At 50.3% G+C, this 16,992-nt stretch carries 16 protein-coding genes; 15 read left to right on the forward strand and 1 reads right to left on the reverse strand.

Annotated features, from left to right (window positions below):
- Position 1: 1 nt before the first annotated feature.
- From sdhB to GJ688_RS06255, 10 genes are all read left to right on the forward strand, one after another.
- Positions 2-748 (forward strand): succinate dehydrogenase iron-sulfur subunit, encoded by a 747-nt coding sequence (gene sdhB / locus GJ688_RS06210; protein ID WP_155475689.1) that lies wholly within the window; start codon positions 2-4, stop codon positions 746-748.
- A 313-nt stretch (positions 749-1,061) separates the two neighbouring features.
- A complete protein-coding gene (sucC, locus tag GJ688_RS06215; RefSeq protein ID WP_170291729.1) occupies positions 1,062-2,189 on the forward strand; it encodes an ADP-forming succinate--CoA ligase subunit beta in 1,128 nt (375 codons plus the stop codon).
- Between the two features lie 2 nt (positions 2,190-2,191).
- Positions 2,192-3,061 (forward strand): succinate--CoA ligase subunit alpha, encoded by an 870-nt coding sequence (sucD, locus tag GJ688_RS06220; RefSeq protein WP_155475690.1) that lies wholly within the window; start codon positions 2,192-2,194, stop codon positions 3,059-3,061.
- Between the two features lie 137 nt (positions 3,062-3,198).
- On the forward strand, positions 3,199-4,872 hold the full coding sequence (locus GJ688_RS06225) for an acyl-CoA mutase large subunit family protein (RefSeq protein ID WP_170291730.1): 1,674 nt from the start codon (positions 3,199-3,201) through the stop codon (positions 4,870-4,872).
- Positions 4,873-4,892: 20 nt separating this feature from the next.
- Positions 4,893-5,297: a cobalamin B12-binding domain-containing protein gene (locus GJ688_RS06230; RefSeq protein ID WP_155475692.1), complete on the forward strand. Its 405-nt coding sequence runs from the start codon at positions 4,893-4,895 to the stop codon at positions 5,295-5,297.
- Position 5,298: 1 nt separating this feature from the next.
- A complete protein-coding gene (gene mce, locus GJ688_RS06235) occupies positions 5,299-5,718 on the forward strand; it encodes a methylmalonyl-CoA epimerase (protein WP_155475693.1) in 420 nt (139 codons plus the stop codon).
- 66 nt (positions 5,719-5,784) lie between these two features.
- Complete coding sequence (locus GJ688_RS06240) at positions 5,785-7,320, forward strand: acyl-CoA carboxylase subunit beta (protein ID WP_155475694.1); 1,536 nt, start codon at positions 5,785-5,787, stop codon at positions 7,318-7,320.
- 317 nt (positions 7,321-7,637) lie between these two features.
- Positions 7,638-8,048 carry a biotin/lipoyl-containing protein gene (locus GJ688_RS06245; protein ID WP_170291754.1) on the forward strand — a complete coding sequence of 137 codons (411 nt, stop codon included), beginning with the start codon at positions 7,638-7,640 and terminating at the stop codon, positions 8,046-8,048.
- 49 nt (positions 8,049-8,097) lie between these two features.
- On the forward strand, positions 8,098-9,510 hold the full coding sequence (locus tag GJ688_RS06250) for a pyruvate carboxylase subunit B (protein ID WP_155475695.1): 1,413 nt from the start codon (positions 8,098-8,100) through the stop codon (positions 9,508-9,510).
- A gap of 330 nt (positions 9,511-9,840) precedes the next feature.
- Positions 9,841-10,761 carry a L,D-transpeptidase gene (locus GJ688_RS06255; protein WP_155475696.1) on the forward strand — a complete coding sequence of 307 codons (921 nt, stop codon included), beginning with the start codon at positions 9,841-9,843 and terminating at the stop codon, positions 10,759-10,761.
- A 391-nt stretch (positions 10,762-11,152) separates the two neighbouring features.
- On the opposite strand, the gene GJ688_RS06260 is transcribed toward GJ688_RS06255, so the two are convergent.
- Entirely contained in the window at positions 11,153-11,290 is a 138-nt protein-coding gene (locus GJ688_RS06260) for a hypothetical protein (RefSeq protein WP_155475697.1), read from the reverse strand.
- Between GJ688_RS06260 and GJ688_RS06265 the strand changes: the two genes are divergently transcribed.
- From GJ688_RS06265 to GJ688_RS06285, 5 genes are all read left to right on the forward strand, one after another.
- A complete protein-coding gene (locus GJ688_RS06265) occupies positions 11,265-11,744 on the forward strand; it encodes a cytochrome-c peroxidase (protein WP_407928939.1) in 480 nt (159 codons plus the stop codon). The genes GJ688_RS06260 and GJ688_RS06265 overlap by 26 nt on opposite strands.
- Before the next feature lie 26 nt (positions 11,745-11,770).
- Positions 11,771-13,510, forward strand: a complete 1,740-nt coding sequence (locus tag GJ688_RS06270) for a methyl-accepting chemotaxis protein (protein ID WP_155475698.1) — start codon at positions 11,771-11,773, stop codon at positions 13,508-13,510.
- A gap of 252 nt (positions 13,511-13,762) precedes the next feature.
- Complete coding sequence (locus GJ688_RS06275; RefSeq protein ID WP_155475699.1) at positions 13,763-15,181, forward strand: circularly permuted type 2 ATP-grasp protein; 1,419 nt, start codon at positions 13,763-13,765, stop codon at positions 15,179-15,181.
- A 46-nt stretch (positions 15,182-15,227) separates the two neighbouring features.
- The gene (locus GJ688_RS06280; protein ID WP_155475700.1) at positions 15,228-16,145 is read left to right on the forward strand and encodes an alpha-E domain-containing protein; all 918 of its coding nucleotides are present in this window, start codon (positions 15,228-15,230) and stop codon (positions 16,143-16,145) included.
- The gene (locus GJ688_RS06285) at positions 16,142-16,990 is read left to right on the forward strand and encodes a transglutaminase family protein (RefSeq protein WP_155475701.1); all 849 of its coding nucleotides are present in this window, start codon (positions 16,142-16,144) and stop codon (positions 16,988-16,990) included. Before GJ688_RS06280 ends, GJ688_RS06285 begins: the two co-directional genes overlap by 4 nt.
- Positions 16,991-16,992: the final 2 nt, after the last annotated feature.

The raw sequence follows: 16,992 nt of genomic DNA on the forward strand, positions 1-16,992 counted from the left end.
CATGGCGGAAATGATTCGTCTGCGTGTAAAAAGACAAGACGGCCCGAACGCCGCTTCCCGCTGGGAAGAGTTTAACATCCCTTATACCAAAAACCTCAACGTCATCGCGATGTTGATGCATATTCAGAAAAACCCGGTCATGGCCAACGGTCAAAAGACCACACCCGTCGTATTCGAGTGCAACTGTCTGGAAGAGGTTTGCGGCGCTTGCAGCATGGTTGTCAACGGCAAACCTCGCCAAGCCTGCTCCTCCCTCGTCGATCAGCTTAGCCAGCCGATCACCTTGGAGCCTCTCTCCAAGTTCACTCTCATCCGCGACCTGCAAGTGGACCGGACGAGAATGTTCGAAAACCTGAAAAAAGTAAAAGCATGGATCGACATCGACGGCACCTATGACTTAGGCGCTGGTCCCCGCATGGCCGCTCGGGATCAAGAGTGGGCCTATCCTCTCTCCCGTTGCATGACTTGCGGCTGCTGTGCCGAGTCCTGCCCGAACTATAACCAGAAGTCGGCTTTCATTGGACCGGCGGCCATCTCTCAGGTTCGCCTGTTCAACGCCCATCCTACCGGAGAAATGCAGTCCCATGATCGCCTCGATGCTATCATGGGTGAGGGCGGCGTCACTGACTGCGGCAACGCGCAAAACTGCGTCCGCGTCTGCCCGAAAGAAATCCCCTTGACGACATCGATCGCCGACATGGGCCGTCAAACCGTCAAGCGCTGGATAGACCGTGCGCTCCGTTCCTAATCAACTTCTCCAAAAACTGGCCTAGTTGGGGTAATACCCCCAGCTAGGTCTTCCCTGCGCCTTTGACAAGTTAACTCCAACATATATTTCCACCAACTATTCGATTCATGCTTGCCTACAAAGTCCGTACATAATGATACAGTCAGAAATATCTCCGCCATCGCACAGATGCAGCTCTTTTCACAACCTAGACCTAGCACGTAACGCGGCAAGCTCCAAATGTCCACTGTTGTCCTTAAGGGAACGCCCTACATGAAGGGTGTATCCTTTTGGTTAATATATCAACAGCGAACTAAGGAGGGCTTATTTTACCGTGAAGTGTTTTGAGTACACGGGGAAAGAGATCTTTGCCCAATTCGGCATCCCGGTGCCGCAAGGCCGTATGGTCATGACAGCGGAAGAGGCCGAACAAGTGGCCGCAGAGATCGGTAAACCGGTGGTTATCAAATCCCAAGTTCTTTCCGGAAAACGGGGGAAAGCGGGAGGGATCAAATTCGCCGATACACCGGAAGAAGCCAAAACGGCTGCGGCTGACGTTTTGGCGATGACCGTTCAAGGACACCCAGTTCAACGGATTTTGGTGGAAGAGAAGCTAAAAATCGAATCGGAAATCTATGTGGCTATCACCATCGACGGCGCTGCGAAAGCTCCGGTCATCATCACCTCGGCCAAAGGTGGCATGGATATCGAAGAACAAGCAGAGGAAGACATCGTTAAAGTTCATTTGGATGTATTCCTTGGGCTGCAGCCTTTTCTAGCGAAAGACTTGGCTCGCCGAATTGGACTTACGGGCAATTTGGCAAAAAGCTATGCCGATATCCTACAAAAAATGTATAATATTATGGTGAGAAAAGATGCCGAATTGGTTGAAATCAACCCGCTCGTCATCTCGGAAGATCAAGTGATCGCTGCAGACGCCAAAGTGACTATCGATGACAGTGCCTTGTACCGGCAAAAGGATATTCCTTTTGTGGATGAGGACATGACAGAAGTCGAAAAGATGGCTAAAGCCGCTGGGGTCGGATCTTTCGTGGAGTTGGGTGGAAACATCGCCATCATGGCCAACGGCGCTGGAATCACCATGGGTACCTTGGATATGGTTCAACTCTTCGGCGGTCAGCCGGCCAACTTTATGGACGCCGGCGGCGGCACCGGGGTAGAAGGGACCGCTAAGGCCATCCAAATCCTGCTGGCTCAAAATCCCAAAGTGATCTTTATCAACATATTCGGCGGCATCACCCGCTGTGACGACGTGGCCAATGCTCTCGCCTACGTAAAGAAAAACATCGGCATTCCTGTACCAGTTGTCGTCCGTATGGTCGGCACCAACCAGGAAGAAGGCGTTCGGATTCTCCGGGAAGTCGGTATTGAGGCTTACCGGGAAATGAAAGAAGCCGCGCAAAAAGCCGTTGAACTTTCCAAAGCAGGGGAGGAGGCCTAATCATGGCGATACTGGTGGATGCAAGTTCCAAAGTGCTGATTCAAGGGATTACGGGTAAACAGGGGACTTTTCACTTAAAACAAATGCTCGCTTTTGGCACGGATGTGGTCGCCGGGGTGGCTCCCGGCAAAGGCGGCGGTGTACACGAAGGCGTACCGCTCTACAACACGGTGTACGAAGCTTGTGAACACCATGGGATAGACGCCTCGGTACTCTTTATTCCGGCCGCCTATTGCAAAGACGCGGCCCTGGAAGCCATCGAGGCAGGCATCAAAGTCATCATCATCATCACCGAACATATTCCTGTTCAGGATGAGTTAATCATAGTCAACCGGGCCAAACTGAAGGATGCGGTGATTATAGGACCGAATACCTTTGGGATGGCGTCCTGGAAATGTAAACTGGGGATTCTCCCTAACATCGCCTTCTCTCCTGGGCCGGTTGGTGTTGTGGCCCGTTCAGGCACCTTGACGTACGAAATCGTCGGCTCGCTGACGAATATCGGCATCGGTCAAACGAGTGTCGTCGGCCTCGGCGGAGACCGTGTTCCGGGTTCAACATTTGTGGATATGCTCAAGCGCTTTGAAGCTGATGAAGCGACCCAAGTGGTCGTTCTCGTCGGGGAAATCGGCGGTAACGCAGAAGAAGAAGCTGCCGAGTACATCAAAACGATGAGCAAGCCTGTCGTCGCATACCTGGCCGGGAAGAGCGCGCCTCCGGGCAAACGCATGGGCCATGCAGGGGCGATCATCGAGCGGGGCAAGGGCACTTACGAAGGTAAAGTACAGGCTTTGACCACCGCCGGAGCGCAAGTGGCTACATTCCCCTACGAAGTCGTAGAAAAGGTTCAGCAGTTGATCCGACGGTCCTAGAAAAAATTGCGCAGTCACAGCGGGTTATCCGTTGTGACTGCGCAGAAAAAAGAAGACTGGTCTCGGACAACAGGGGCGATCCACGGGCGAGAAGGAACCAAGTTGTTTCCTCACATCGAAAGGAGGGTTTTCGGTTCGTGTTTGATTCGGAAAAAATCGCACAAATCGGCGAAGCCAAAGCAAAATGGCAAGAAAACACCCTGGCGAAAGTGGTAAAGAAAAACCCGGAACGCCAGCCCGAGTTTAAGACTGACTCCGGCATTACGATGAACACATTATACACTCCGGAAGACGTAGCCGACCTCGACTACGCCAATGACTTAGGGTTCCCCGGGGAATACCCCTTTACCCGTGGTGTACAGCCGAACATGTACCGTGGCCGTCATTGGACCATGCGCCAGTATGCTGGATTCGGCACAGCCGAGCAGACGAACGAGCGCTTCCGTTACCTCTTAGACCAAGGGCAAACCGGTCTGTCCTGCGCTTTTGACCTGCCGACCCAAATCGGCTACGACTCTGACGACGACCTTTCCCAAGGGGAAATCGGTAAAGTCGGCGTTGCCATCGATACCATGGCAGACATGGAAATCCTCTTCAACAGCATCCCTCTGGATAAAGTCTCTACGTCCATGACCATCAACGCACCTGCTGCTGTGTTGCTGGCCATGTACATCGCTGTTGCTGAAAAGCAGGGTGTTTCCTCCGATAAAATCTCCGGTACCATCCAGAACGATATCTTGAAAGAGTATATCGCTCGCGGTACCTATATTTTCCCTCCCGCACCTTCCATGCGCCTGATTACGGACATCTTTGCGTACTGTGCCGAGAAAGTTCCTAACTGGAACACCATCTCCATCTCGGGCTATCACATCCGTGAAGCCGGTTCTAGCGCGGCCCAAGAAATCGCCTTCACCTTGGCTGACGGTGTCGCTTACGTCCAAGCAGCTATCAACGCCGGTTTGGATGTAGACAAGTTCGCCCCCCGACTCTCCTTCTTCTTTAACTCCCACATGAACTTCTTCGAAGAAATCGCTAAATTCCGCGCCGCTCGCCGCATCTGGGCCAAGATCATGAAGGAGCGTTTTGGAGCTAAGAACCCCCGCTCTTGGGCGCTTCGCTTCCACACCCAGACCGCCGGCAGTACCTTGACGGCACAACAACCGAACGTCAACATCATGCGCGTCGCTTTCCAAGCCTTGGCGGCAGCTCTCGGCGGCACCCAATCCCTGCACACCAACTCCAAAGACGAAGCCCTGGCTCTCCCCAACGAAGAGTCTGTGCTTATCGCCTTGCGGACACAGCAGGTGGTTGGTTACGAGATCAACGCAGCCGATGTAGTTGATCCGCTCGGTGGTTCCTACTATGTAGAATCGCTGACGAATCAACTGGAAGCCAAAGCGATGGAATATATTCAAAAAATCGATGACCTGGGCGGGGCTCCCAACGCGATCGAATACATGCAGCGTGAAATCCAAGCCAGCGCTTACCGCTACCAGAAATCGGTTGAAAATGGCGAAACGATCGTCATCGGCGTCAACAAGTTCCAGATGAAAGAAGAGCCGCCCAAAGGCCTGTTGAAAGTCGATCCGGCTCTCGGCGAGTCTCAAAAGGCGAAGCTGAAAAATGTCAAAGAATCTCGGGACAACGCCGCTGTCGAAGCTGCTTTGGCTCGCGTGAAAGCAGCCGCCGAAGGTAACGAAAACCTCATGCCGCCCATTATTGAAGCCGTGAAAGTCTATGCTTCCCTCGGCGAAATCTGTGGTGTGCTGCGGAACGTATTCGGCGAATATCGTCAACAAATCATTTTCTAGTAGAGGAGGGTCGCTGAAACATGGAAAAGAAACCGATTCGCGTAGTTGTGGCTAAACCGGGACTTGACGGTCATGACCGTGGCGCCAAAGTGGTCGCCCAAGCTCTGCGGGACGCAGGGATGGAAGTCATCTATACAGGACTTCGTCAGACACCAGCTCAAATCGTGGAAGTGGCCATCCAGGAAGACGCTCAAGTGGTCGCGCTCAGCTCACTTTCCGGCGCTCATATGGCCCTGTTCCCACAGGTGGTCAAGGGTCTGCAGGCCGAAGGCCTCAATGACGTCCTCGTCCTCGGCGGCGGCGTAATCCCCGATGATGACATCCCCGGACTGAAAGAAGCTGGTGTAGCTGAGATCTTCACGCCCGGTACCGACACCCGGGACATCGTGAAGTATATCGAAGCTCACTTCAACGGGGGAAAATAAGATGGCTGAAATTCTGCACATTGACCATATCGGTATCGCTGTGAAAGACCTGAAGGCGGCTATCGCCTTTTACGAGAACGTGATCGGCATCAAGTGTACCTCCGTCGAAGAAGTACCGGAACAAAAGGTGCGTGTCGCTTTCCTTCCTTCCGGTGATGCAGAAGTGGAACTGCTCGAGTCCACCGATCCTGAAGGACCCATCGCCAAATTCATCGAGAAAAACGGTGAGGGCATCCAGCACGTGGCTTACCGCGTCGACGACTTGGAAGCCAAGCTGGCCGAACTGAAAGAGGCTGGTGTACGCCTCATCGATGAGAAACCTCGTCGCGGTGCTGGCGGTGCCGACATCGCCTTTCTCCATCCGAAAGGCACCTTCGGCCATCTGGTGGAACTTTGCCAACGTCCCGGCAAATTGAAATAGGCTCCTCGTAAAACCACATAAATTAATCAAAACAGGCGTATTGAAGATTTGGGAGGGATCAATCCCTTGAGCATGCAAGAACGTTTGGCGCAACTGGAAAAGTATCGCGAAAAAATCAAACAGGGCGGCGGTAAAAAACGGATTGAAAAACAACATGAATCCGGTAAGTTAACCGCCCGGGAACGGATCGAAGCATTTTTGGATCCCGGATCCTTCACCGAAATCGGTGTCTTCGTCGGCGAAAGCAACTTTGACAAACTGGAAAACCCTGGTGAGGGCGTCGTTGTCGGTCACGGTACCGTCGATGGTCGCTTAGTATATGTATACGCCCAAGACTTCACCGTTTCTGGGGGCTCCTTGTCCAAAGCTCATGCTGACAAGATCTGCAAAGTGATGGACCTGGCCTTGAAAAACGGCGCACCTTGCATCGGCATGAATGACTCTGGTGGCGCTCGGATTCAACAAGGTGTGGATGCGTTGGAAGGATACGGAAACATCTTCTACCGCAACACCATTTCCTCCGGCGTCGTGCCCCAACTTTCTGCCATTCTCGGCCCTTGTGCCGGCGGTGCCGTCTATTCGCCTGCCCTGACCGACTTCATCTTCATGGTCGATGGCATCTCCCGCATGTTCATCACCGGACCGCAAGTCATCAAGGCAGTTACCGGCGAAGACGTATCACCGGAAGAACTGGGCGGCGCTCTGACCCACAACCAAAAGTCTGGTGTGGCCCACTTCATGGCTGAAAGCGAACTGGAATGCTTTGAGCAAATGAGAACCCTCCTGTCCTACCTGCCCTCAAACAACATGGAAGAACCGCCCATGGCCGATCCGGTCGGTCCGGAAGGCGAACCGGAAGAAATCATGACCATCGTTCCCGATAATCCGAATCAGGGTTATGACATCCGGGAAGTTCTCGTGCGCATTGTTGACGCCGGTTCCTTCTTTGAAGTTCAACCGCTCTTCGCACCAAACGGCATCACCGCTTTTGCCCGCATAAACGGCCGTCCCGTCGGTATCCTGGCTAACCAGCCGAGAGTGCTCGCCGGTTGCCTGGACATCGATGTCTCCGACAAACTGGCTCGTTTTGTCCGCTTCTGCAACGCCTTCAATATTCCCCTGCTGACTTTTGAAGACGTACCGGGCTTCCTGCCTGGAACCAATCAGGAATACGGCGGCATCATTCGCCACGGCGCCAAGATGCTCTATGCTTATTCGGAAGCTTCCGTTCCGAAAATCACCATCATCCTGCGCAAAGCCTACGGCGGTGCCTATCTGGCTATGTGTGCCAAGCCTCTTGGCGCCGATATGGTCTTCGCTTGGCCGACAGCCGAAATCGCCGTTATGGGTCCCGATGGCGCTGCGAACATCATCTACCGCAAAGAGATCGAAGCAGCGGAAGATCCCATCGCCAAGCGCAAAGAGATGGCTGATCGCTACCGCGACGAAGTCTCCAATCCATTTATCGCCTGTGCTCGCGGCTATGTGGAAGACATCCTCGATCCGCGGGAAACTCGCAGTCGCTTGATCGCCGCCTTGGACGCCCTGGCAACCAAACGCGAGAGCCGGCCGCGCAAGAAAAACGGAAACATCCCGGTCTAAGCTCCTGGAGGTGGAATCACCTCCCTTTGGGAAAGGGGTTGGGTAACGAAACCATGCTGAATCGTGATCGTATACGTCGACGTCAAGCAGCTGTCGCCGCCGTCATGTCCGCCATCGGATACCAGATGTCCAGCATGCGCAGGCGCGGAAGAATTGTCGGCAGCCAAGGAACACCTCGCTCCGCTTGGACTGGCCGAACTGACTGGAAGATTACCGGTCTTGCAGAAGCCTTGGGGCAACGAGACAATGAAACTCCAGTAGAGGAGATTGCCAGGCAGATCGCAGCTCGAATGCCTGACAGCGGGAGGGAAATATTTGTGAAAAGATTCAAGGTTCGCGTTGACAACCAAATGTTCTATGTAGAAGTCGAAGAAATTCCCGGTGAAGGTGCGATGGCTGCTGCTCCGGCTGTTGCGGCTGCTCCGGTTGCCCGTGTCGCTGCTCCGGCTCCGAAAGCCGCTCCAGCGCCGAAGGCGGCTGCGGCTCCCAAAGCCCCGAAAGCGGCTCCGGCTGGCGGCGGCGGAATGAACGCTCCCATGCCTGGCACCATCTTAGACGTACGGAAGAACGTCGGCGACGTCGTTAAGGCCGGCGAAACCGTATTGATCCTTGAAGCCATGAAAATGGAAAACGAAATCCAGGCTGATCGCGCAGGTACTATTGCCGAGATCCGTGTCAAAAAAGGTCAGGCAGTAAACGCTGGCGAGGTCCTGGTCGTCATTGAGTAACCGGAAAAGAGGAACATCGACCCAGCCGAAGGGCAGGAAGGAGTCGAACATGGATAAGAAACGGGTAATCAAATTCACCGATACAACACTGCGCGATAGCCACCAGTCTTTGCTCGCGACCCGGATGAAAATCGAAGATATGCTTCCAATCATCGACAAAATCGATGCCATCGGATACCACTCCCTCGAATGCTGGGGTGGCGCCACCTTCGATACGACCATGCGCTTCCTGAACGAGGATCCCTGGGAACGCCTCTGGACCATTAAGCAGCGCTGCAAGACTCCCTTGCAGATGTTGCTGCGGGGTCAGAACATCTTAGGCTACAAACACTATGCCGACGATGTTCTCGAGGCCTTCTGCAAGTACGCCTGTGAAGGCGGTATGGATATCTTCCGGATTTTTGACGCCCTCAACGACGCCCGCAACATGGAAAAAGCCATGGAGTACGTGAAAAAGTACGGCGGTCATGTGCAAGGGGTGCTCTGCTACACCATCAGTGAATTCCATACCGTCAAATACTACGTTGAACTCGCTAAGAAATTGGCGGAGCGGGGTGCCGATTCGATCTGTATCAAAGATATGGCCGGCATCCTCGCCCCCGGCCCCGCTTACGAGATCGTCAAAGAGGTCAAAGAAGCGGTCGGCCTGCCCATCCAGGTCCATACCCACTATACCTCCGGGATGGGCGCTATGATGTATGTCAAAGCGATTGAGGCTGGTGCCGACGTCGTCGATACAGCCATCTCCTCCATGTCTCTGTCCACTTCGCAACCGGCTTGCGAAACCATGGTGGCCGCTTTGGAAAGCCTTGGTTACGAAACCAACCTGGATCTGCTCAAATTGAAGGAAATCTCCGACTTCTATAAAGATGTTCGGAAGAAATACGCCAAATTCGACCTGACTGATTACACCCCAGACACGAACGTCCTCGTCTATCAGGTTCCTGGTGGCATGATCTCCAACTTTCTCTCCCAGCTGGCCCAGCAAAACGCGCTGGATAAGTTGCCTGACGTGTTGGCCGAAGTGCCTCGTGTTCGGGAAGACTTTGGCTTCCCTCCGCTCGTCACTCCTTCCAGCCAGATCGTTGGCGCCCAAGCAGCCCTCAACGTATTGCTCGGAGAGCGCTACAAGATGGCGACCAACGAAGTCAAGCAGTACATGCGCGGCTTCTATGGTCAACCGCCTGCACCGGTGAAGGAAGAAGTACGGAAGAAAATCGTCGGTAACGACGAAGTCATCCATTGCCGTCCGGCCGATCTCATTCCTCCCGAAATGGAAGATGCGCGGAAGGCCGTTGCCGGTGTCATGCAAAAAGAGCAGGATGTCGTGTCCTATGCCATTTTCCCGAACGTGGCGATGCCCTTTTTGGAAGAACGGTTGGCTAAACAAGCGAAAGTCGATTTTAAGATTGCCAAAGAAGGCACTGACGAAAACGGCAATGTCGTAACTTATCCTGCGTAATTATGTGGTAATAATTACAGTTTCCAAGATTAAGCAAACATTATAAATGTTCTATGGCTGCCGGATGATTTCCGGCAGCTTTTTTCATTTGGGTATTCGCGATATCTGGGGTATAAATCGAGTAAATGAGACCATCGATATGTATTACCGATTAATTTTCTCTTTTGTAGTACATTTTAAAGTATTGAAAATTGAATTTTTGAGTAAAGAATAGATCTCTTCCTGTAATTTACTAATGAAATAGCTAAATCCATGTGATAGACTTGTAAAATGGCAACGAAATAGCACTATAAACACAGTGCAAATCCAGGCCGAAAGGGGAGTCATGTATTGCAGCGAAATCATCTTTACTCATTCGTTCTTTCTGGGATATTACTGCTTAGTGGATTAACTTTTCTCTCGCCACGGGCCGATGCGGCTGGCGCAAACCCAAGCCTTTATTACGTCCAAAAAGGGGACAGCCTATACCGAGTGGCTGCCCGTTACGGTATTTCCGTGGATGTACTCAAAGGTGCCAACGGTATTTACGGCGATATGATCTACACGGGGCAAGCTTTGCACATTCCGGCAGTGTCCGGTGGCCCGAATATTTACTTGGTTCAAAAGGGCGATTCCCTTTATTTTATCGCTCTCAAATATGGTATTTCTGTTGACAGCCTGAAACAAAACAACAACCTAGCTTCCAATGTAATCACTCCCGGTCAGGTGCTGGTCATCCCGCAGAAATCGCTGGGAGATATCGTAAAAGCGAAAGCTGTTGATCCCTCCACACTGACTATTTTTGTAGATAAATCTGACCATACCCTTACCGTAGTATCGAATGGTACGCCTTTGAAAGCCTATCACAACGAGTTGGGTGATGGGGGCCTTGATGATAAAGCAGTCGCAGGGGATCACAAGACACCAGAAGGTAACCTATATATTACAGAGAAACTGGTTCTCGACCCCACTGACGAGTACTTGGGTACCCGCTGGATGCGACTTAGCTATCCGAACATCGAAGATGCCGATCGGGGCTTGGCGCAGGGACTGATCGATCCACAGATCCGTAATGAAATTATCAATGCCATCAACAGTAAAACAACGCCACCGCAGCGGACCGCCTTAGGCGGCGGAGTCGGTATCCACGGCGGAACAAGACTCGATTTAGGTAAAGACTGGACCTATGGCTGTGTCGGCTTGTCGAATCAAGATGTAGAGGAGATCTATCCCCTTGTTTCTATTGGAACGCCGGTGAAAATTCAAAGATAATTGGAACTGTAAAAGAGACTCTCTGCTAAGGGGAGTCTCTCTTTTATGTGTAAGTAAAAATGAGATCTAATCCTGCTTAGCAAGAAATATATGTTATACAAAGTTTTAGTTATCATTCTTAAATCTAACCGTTTACAAGAAGATTATGGAAGAATATAAATGTAATGATCGCTTTATGAAAAATCCCGAGGAGGAGTACAAATTTATCAATCCTGGCGTTCCTTTAAGATTTAAAAAGAAAAATGAATCACTTCTTAAGGTTGACAAAGATGGAAAGGAATAAAATCGGTGAAACAGCTCAGATATTATATATTTGGGATCTGTGGATTAGTGACACTTCTCTCGCTCGTCATAGTCGGTAAAACAATGCTTAAAGTAGATGGGGTTTCGACTACGGCCTTTCCAGACCATGAGTATAGGCAACGTTTTGAACCACTAGGCCCAATCCCAGTTCCTGCGGATAACTCACTGAAGAGATCACCGCCTCGAATATTGCCAAAGCCATCGCAGCTTTTGAACGAACGATCATCGTCAATAACTCCGACTTTGACCGGTACATAGCTGGTGATGATAATGCTCTTACTCCTCAGGCGAAAAAAAGCATGGATCTGTTTATCAATAAAGCGGGTTGTTACTCTTGTCATCATGGGCCCAACCTGACGGACAATAACTACTATAACGTCGGACCGAAATCAGAAGATCTCGGTCGATACAACGTTACCCATAATGAAGCCGATTGTGGAAAATTCCGCACACCTGGTCTTCGGGGACTCAACTTCACGGGACCCTACTTGCACAATGGTTTTGAAGTAACGCTTGAAGATGTAGTACACCTGTATAATGTGGGCGGAAATGCACATCCGAATAAAGATCCCCGGCTCAAGCCTCTCGGATTGACAGAAGACGAGGAATTGGCTTTAGTAGCTTTTTTAAGATCTATGAGTGGCACACCGCCAAAGATATCCCAACCAATGATTCCTTAAACCGATAGAACGATGGAGGAACCGTCTTGATTCTGTGGAACTTCATTAAAAGCATGTATCAATGGTTTTGTAATCTGAGTATTCGATACAAGATGATTGCCCAAATGTTGTGGGGTGTTTTCTTCTTACTAGTGGTGGGTGTCGCCGGTTATTTGAACATGGAAGATATGGGCGATACGTCCGAAGAAATGTATAATGAACGACTATTACCGATCCAGTGGTTTGATAAAGTAGAAGTTGATCTGCATCAAATGGAGGCGGACATGGTACGTTTGATGCTCACCGATGACCGCCAAGAGAAAGACCGGATCATGGTCGATGTCCGTGATAAAAAACTGGAAATTGACAAACTATTGTACGATTACCGCGCGAAAAATACCGATCCGGAAATTGAAGAAAAGTTAAACTCTTTCCAATCCCAGCTTATCGCCTATCACCGGGAACGGCAGAAGATCATCGACAAGGCCGTAGGCAGACAAAAAGAGGATGCCTTTCAGTATTACAAAGCTACAGAAAATCAACTTATCCAGATCAACAAAACGATTGATGAATTATCTCTCCATAATCAAACTGTCGCAGAGCGTCTCTACCAAGAGAACGAAGCAAAACGAAGTTACGCTCATATCATGATCCTTGTAACTATCATTCTTGCTATCCTAACGAACACGTCTATCGGGATCAGCATCAGCCAAATGATCATTAAACCGCTGCGGCTATTACAAAAAGATATGGAACAAGTTGGCCGAGGGAATTTAAATATACATATTGAAACGGTCCATGAAGATGAAGTCGGTGAATTGAGTAAAACTCTTGAAAATACAGTGGCGAAGTTACGTCATTTAATCCGTCAAGTCGGGGAAACATCGCAGCATGTATACGGCCTCTCGCAACGGTTATCCCAAGAGGTACAGCATACTGGAGCATCGGCAGAACAAATCAGTATCACCATCAGTGAAGTAGCATCAGGGACGATGACACAAGCGGAACAAGCCAACGTCATTTTATCGATGATGAAAGAATCGGTAGAACAGGTGCAAGAGGGAAACTGGCAAGCGGAGAATACGCTGGCTAAAGCTGCTCAATCGACCCGAGTCGCGCACAAAGGTCAGGAAGCGATGACTGAGGCTGTTGAACATCTAAGGATCGTCGATGCCAACGTCACGGAAGCGACTCGTTCGATTCGGTATCTTGGGCAAAAGTCAGATGAAATCGGAAACATCAGCCATCTGATCACTGAAATCGCTGACCAAACGAACCTGCTTGCACTAAATGCTGCCATCGAAGCGGCAAGAGCGGGAGAGCACGGCAAAGGATTTGCGGTTGTAGCTGACGAAGTCCGAAAACTGGCTGAGCAAAGTCGGGATGCGGCTCATCAAATTACACAACTGATCAAAGATGTACAAGACAATACGACGAAAACAGTGAACGCCATGGAAGAGAACGTGGCGGCCTTTGACCGGCAAGTGTCGCTGATCCAAAATGGTGGAGAAGCTCTAAAGCACATCGTCGCCAACGTCGAATCTACCGAGGCAGATGCTCACCAGATCCGGGAAGTCTTCAACGGGTTAAAATCGAATTCAACGCAAGTATTGAGATCGATTGAAGAAATTTCAGCGATCATCGAGCAATCAGCCGCCTCTACCGAGGAAGTGTCCGCCTCCGCAGACGAGCAATCGAAGACAGTAGAAGAAATGGCGGAACAGGCAAAAAAATTAGACAAATTGGCAGCTCAACTTCAAGGTGAAGTCGAACAATTTACCCTTTGATCAAAAGCCTATGGCTCGGGAATCTCCAGTCCCGCTCCATAGGCTTTATTTTTTCAAGCGAACTCATATTTTCGGAGATATCAAGACGAAAAATGAAAAAAGGACTACGTTTCTTCGGCAAATGGTAATATAATAGAGTCAAAGGAAAACATCATTTCCAAGATTATACTTATCTAAATTCCAAAGCCAGGCAAAGAAGCCTATCAATCTAATTGATATGGTTTCTTTTTTTTCGATTATAGGAGGTGCAGCATGTTTCAAAGTCGGATTGAGAACGACTGTTACAATGAAATGTTTTCAAAGAACGATTGTATCCGGCCGCTCTATGAGAACGTCTTTCACTATTTTGAGCGATTGTCTCCACAGACGGTTACAGAGTATTACTGGAAGGCACAACACATGTTACACAATATGGGGGTAACCTTTACAGTCTATCAAGAGTCCTCCAGTTTAGAACGGACACTCCCTTTTGACATATTGCCTCGATTGATTTCTTTCGATGATTGGAACGTCATTGAGCAAGGCTGTCTTCAGCGGGTACGGGCACTGAATGCTTTTTTATACGATATCTATCATAATCAAGAGATCTTGCATGAACGCATAGTACCGCGAGAACTAGTGGTGACTCATCAAGACTACTGCTGGTCTTTGAAAGGCCTCAACATCCCTGGCAATCAATATGTGACTCTGGCGGGTATCGATATCATCCGAGATCCCTCTGGAAAATACGTCGTGCTGGAAGACAATCTCCGAGTTCCTTCGGGGATCAGCTATATTTTCGAGAACCGTCGTCTTATGGAGCGTCTATTTCCCGATCTATGCCGGACATATCCGATTCGACCGATTCTGCCCTCCTTAAGTTTTTTCGGTCGGTATTTGCACTCCCTGTCACCACGGCAACGAGCCCACCCAACGGTGGTGCTGCTCACACCAGGTAAATACAACTCCGCTTATTATGACCATATCTTTTTAGCTCAGCAAATGGGTATCCCGCTCGTCGAAGGGAACGATCTTCTGACGCTGGATAACCAGGTTTTCATGAGGACCGTCCACGGGCTGCAAAAAGTCGATGTTATCTACCGGCGAATTGATGATGATTTTTTAGATCCTCTCGTCTTCCGCCCTGACTCTGTGCTGGGTGTAGCCGGATTAATGAGCGCCTACCGCGCCGGGAATGTAGCATTGGCGAATGCACCCGGAACTGGAGTTGCCGATGATAAAGCGATTTACACTTATGTTCCACAGATGATCCGCTACTACTTAAATGAAAGGCCAATTCTGGATAACGTCACTACCTATCGTCTGGACGATCCTGATGAATGTGCTTTTGTGCTGAAAAACATCAATCAAATGGTCGTAAAAAAGACAACTGGTGCCGGTGGTTATGGTATGCTTATCGGCCCTAGAGCGACAGAAGAGGAGATTCGTGTTTTTTCCACTGCAATGATGGAAAGACCGAAGGACTACATCGCTCAACCGACCATCAACTTTTCTCAGCATCCCTCTTTCGTCGACGGGGATTTTGAAGGACGCCACATTGACTTGCGACCTTTCGTCATCGGTGGCGAAGTGGTCATTCCCGGTGGTCTTACTCGGGTCGCCTTGCCCAAAGGGTCCCTTGTGGTGAACTCATCGCAAGGAGGCGGAAGCAAGGACACTTGGGTGGTGTAAACAGTAGGCGAATAGAAATAAGAAAAAATCGAGAGGGTCGATCGTTTTGATCAACAGCCGACATGCGGATAATTTGATCTGGATGAGCCGCTTCATTGAACGAGCGGAAAACAATGCGCGAATATTAGATGTAAATATCATTCGACCCTTTGCCGGAGAGGGAGTCTTGTGGGAACCGTTGGTGGCTGTCGCCGGAAATGTAGAAGATTTTTACCGCCACTATTCTGTGGCCGATGCAGCCACAGTTTTTCAATATTTCACCTTTAGTCAAATGAACCTGAACTCCATTTACATGTGTCTTCGTCAAGCCAGGGAGAACGCCTCGGCCGTACGGGAACGATTGCCGAGAGAATTTTATGAGGAAATCAACAGTTTCTGTTTGGTAGTGCGTGCCTGTATCAATAAGGTCAATGAAAAATCGGCCTACGCCTTTCTCAACCTGATCAAACGACGATCCTTTATGTTGCAAGGGATGATAGAGGCAATTATGTCTCATGGCGAAGACGGAGCTTTTCTGCGACTAGGCCGTTATCTGGAACGAGCCGACAAGACTGCTCGTCTCCTTGACGTGGTGTACCTGCAGCCGCGATCAGACCAAGAGGATTTTTGGCTGCAAGTGCTGGAGTCAGTAAGCGCCTATGAGGCATACCGGAGTATTTGGGGTGGTCAGATCACCCAGCGGGAAGTGACGAGTTACCTCATCCAACAAGCGGAATTTCCGCGTTCTCTTATCTTCTGTGTACGTCAGGCTTTGGCGGCGGCTCGATGTGCTTTGCCCAATCGAAAAGGTGTTCCAGAACCGATTTGCCTGATGGAACGACTTGAAATGCGATTGCGTCACATTACAGTCGAAGAGATGGAGAACCGAGGAATCCATCAGTTTCTCTTGGACTTTATCGTAGAGAACAATGGAGTGGGAAACGAGATAAACCGGTTCCTCTTCGCCGAGGAGGAAGCTCTTTGACTCGTCTGCGTATCCTCCATACTACCCACTATCGATACTCCCAGCCAGTAAAAGATGGTGTCAGCAAAGCTCGCCTCATGCCCTGCGAGGATGGACGCCAGCATCTGCTGAACTTCGAACTGAATACGCATCCCTTAGCCGCCCTTTGGGAGGATCGCGACGCTTTTGGCAACGCTTTTCATACCATATGGTTTCCCAATCCCCATGCAGAATTGATCGTTGAGGCCGAATCTCTGGTGGAGACGAACGATCGTGAATCACCTACGGCTAATCGGAAGGCCATGGAAAGGACCGCACTGGTTGATGTGACACAAAGCCATGCCGAATGGCTGATGGAGACGGCCTACTGTCGTTTCTTGCCAGATGTGTGTCAGATGGCAGAGCACTTTGACTTCAAAAAGGGCGGCTGGGAAGAGATTTTACGTTTGTCTGATAGACTCTATCGGACCTTTGATTATGAAGAGAATGTGACTGCTGTACACTCATCCGTTCAAGAGATTTTAACCGTCGGAAGCGGCGTCTGCCAGGATTTTGCCCACTTAATGGCGGCCATTCTCCGGGTTTCAGGCGTCCCTGCGCGCTATGTGAGCGGATATATCCCCTGCGACGGCTCACTGCGGGGAAGCGGCGCTTCTCATGCCTGGGTAGAGACTTGGTTGCCAAGACAAGGCTGGAAGGGGATCGACCCGACAAACAACACAGCCATCACCCCTTGCTATGTAAAAATCGCTCACGGCCGCGATTATCGAGACATCATCCCCTTCAAGGGTGTCTATCGGGGTTCCGCCTCACAGGAGCTGCAAGTCACGGTCGATGTTCAAGTCATTCCACAAAGGAGGACTTAGGA

Source organism: Heliobacterium mobile (assembly GCF_009720735.1).
Taxonomy (GTDB): Bacteria; Bacillota; Desulfitobacteriia; order Heliobacteriales; family Heliobacteriaceae; genus Heliobacterium; species Heliobacterium mobile.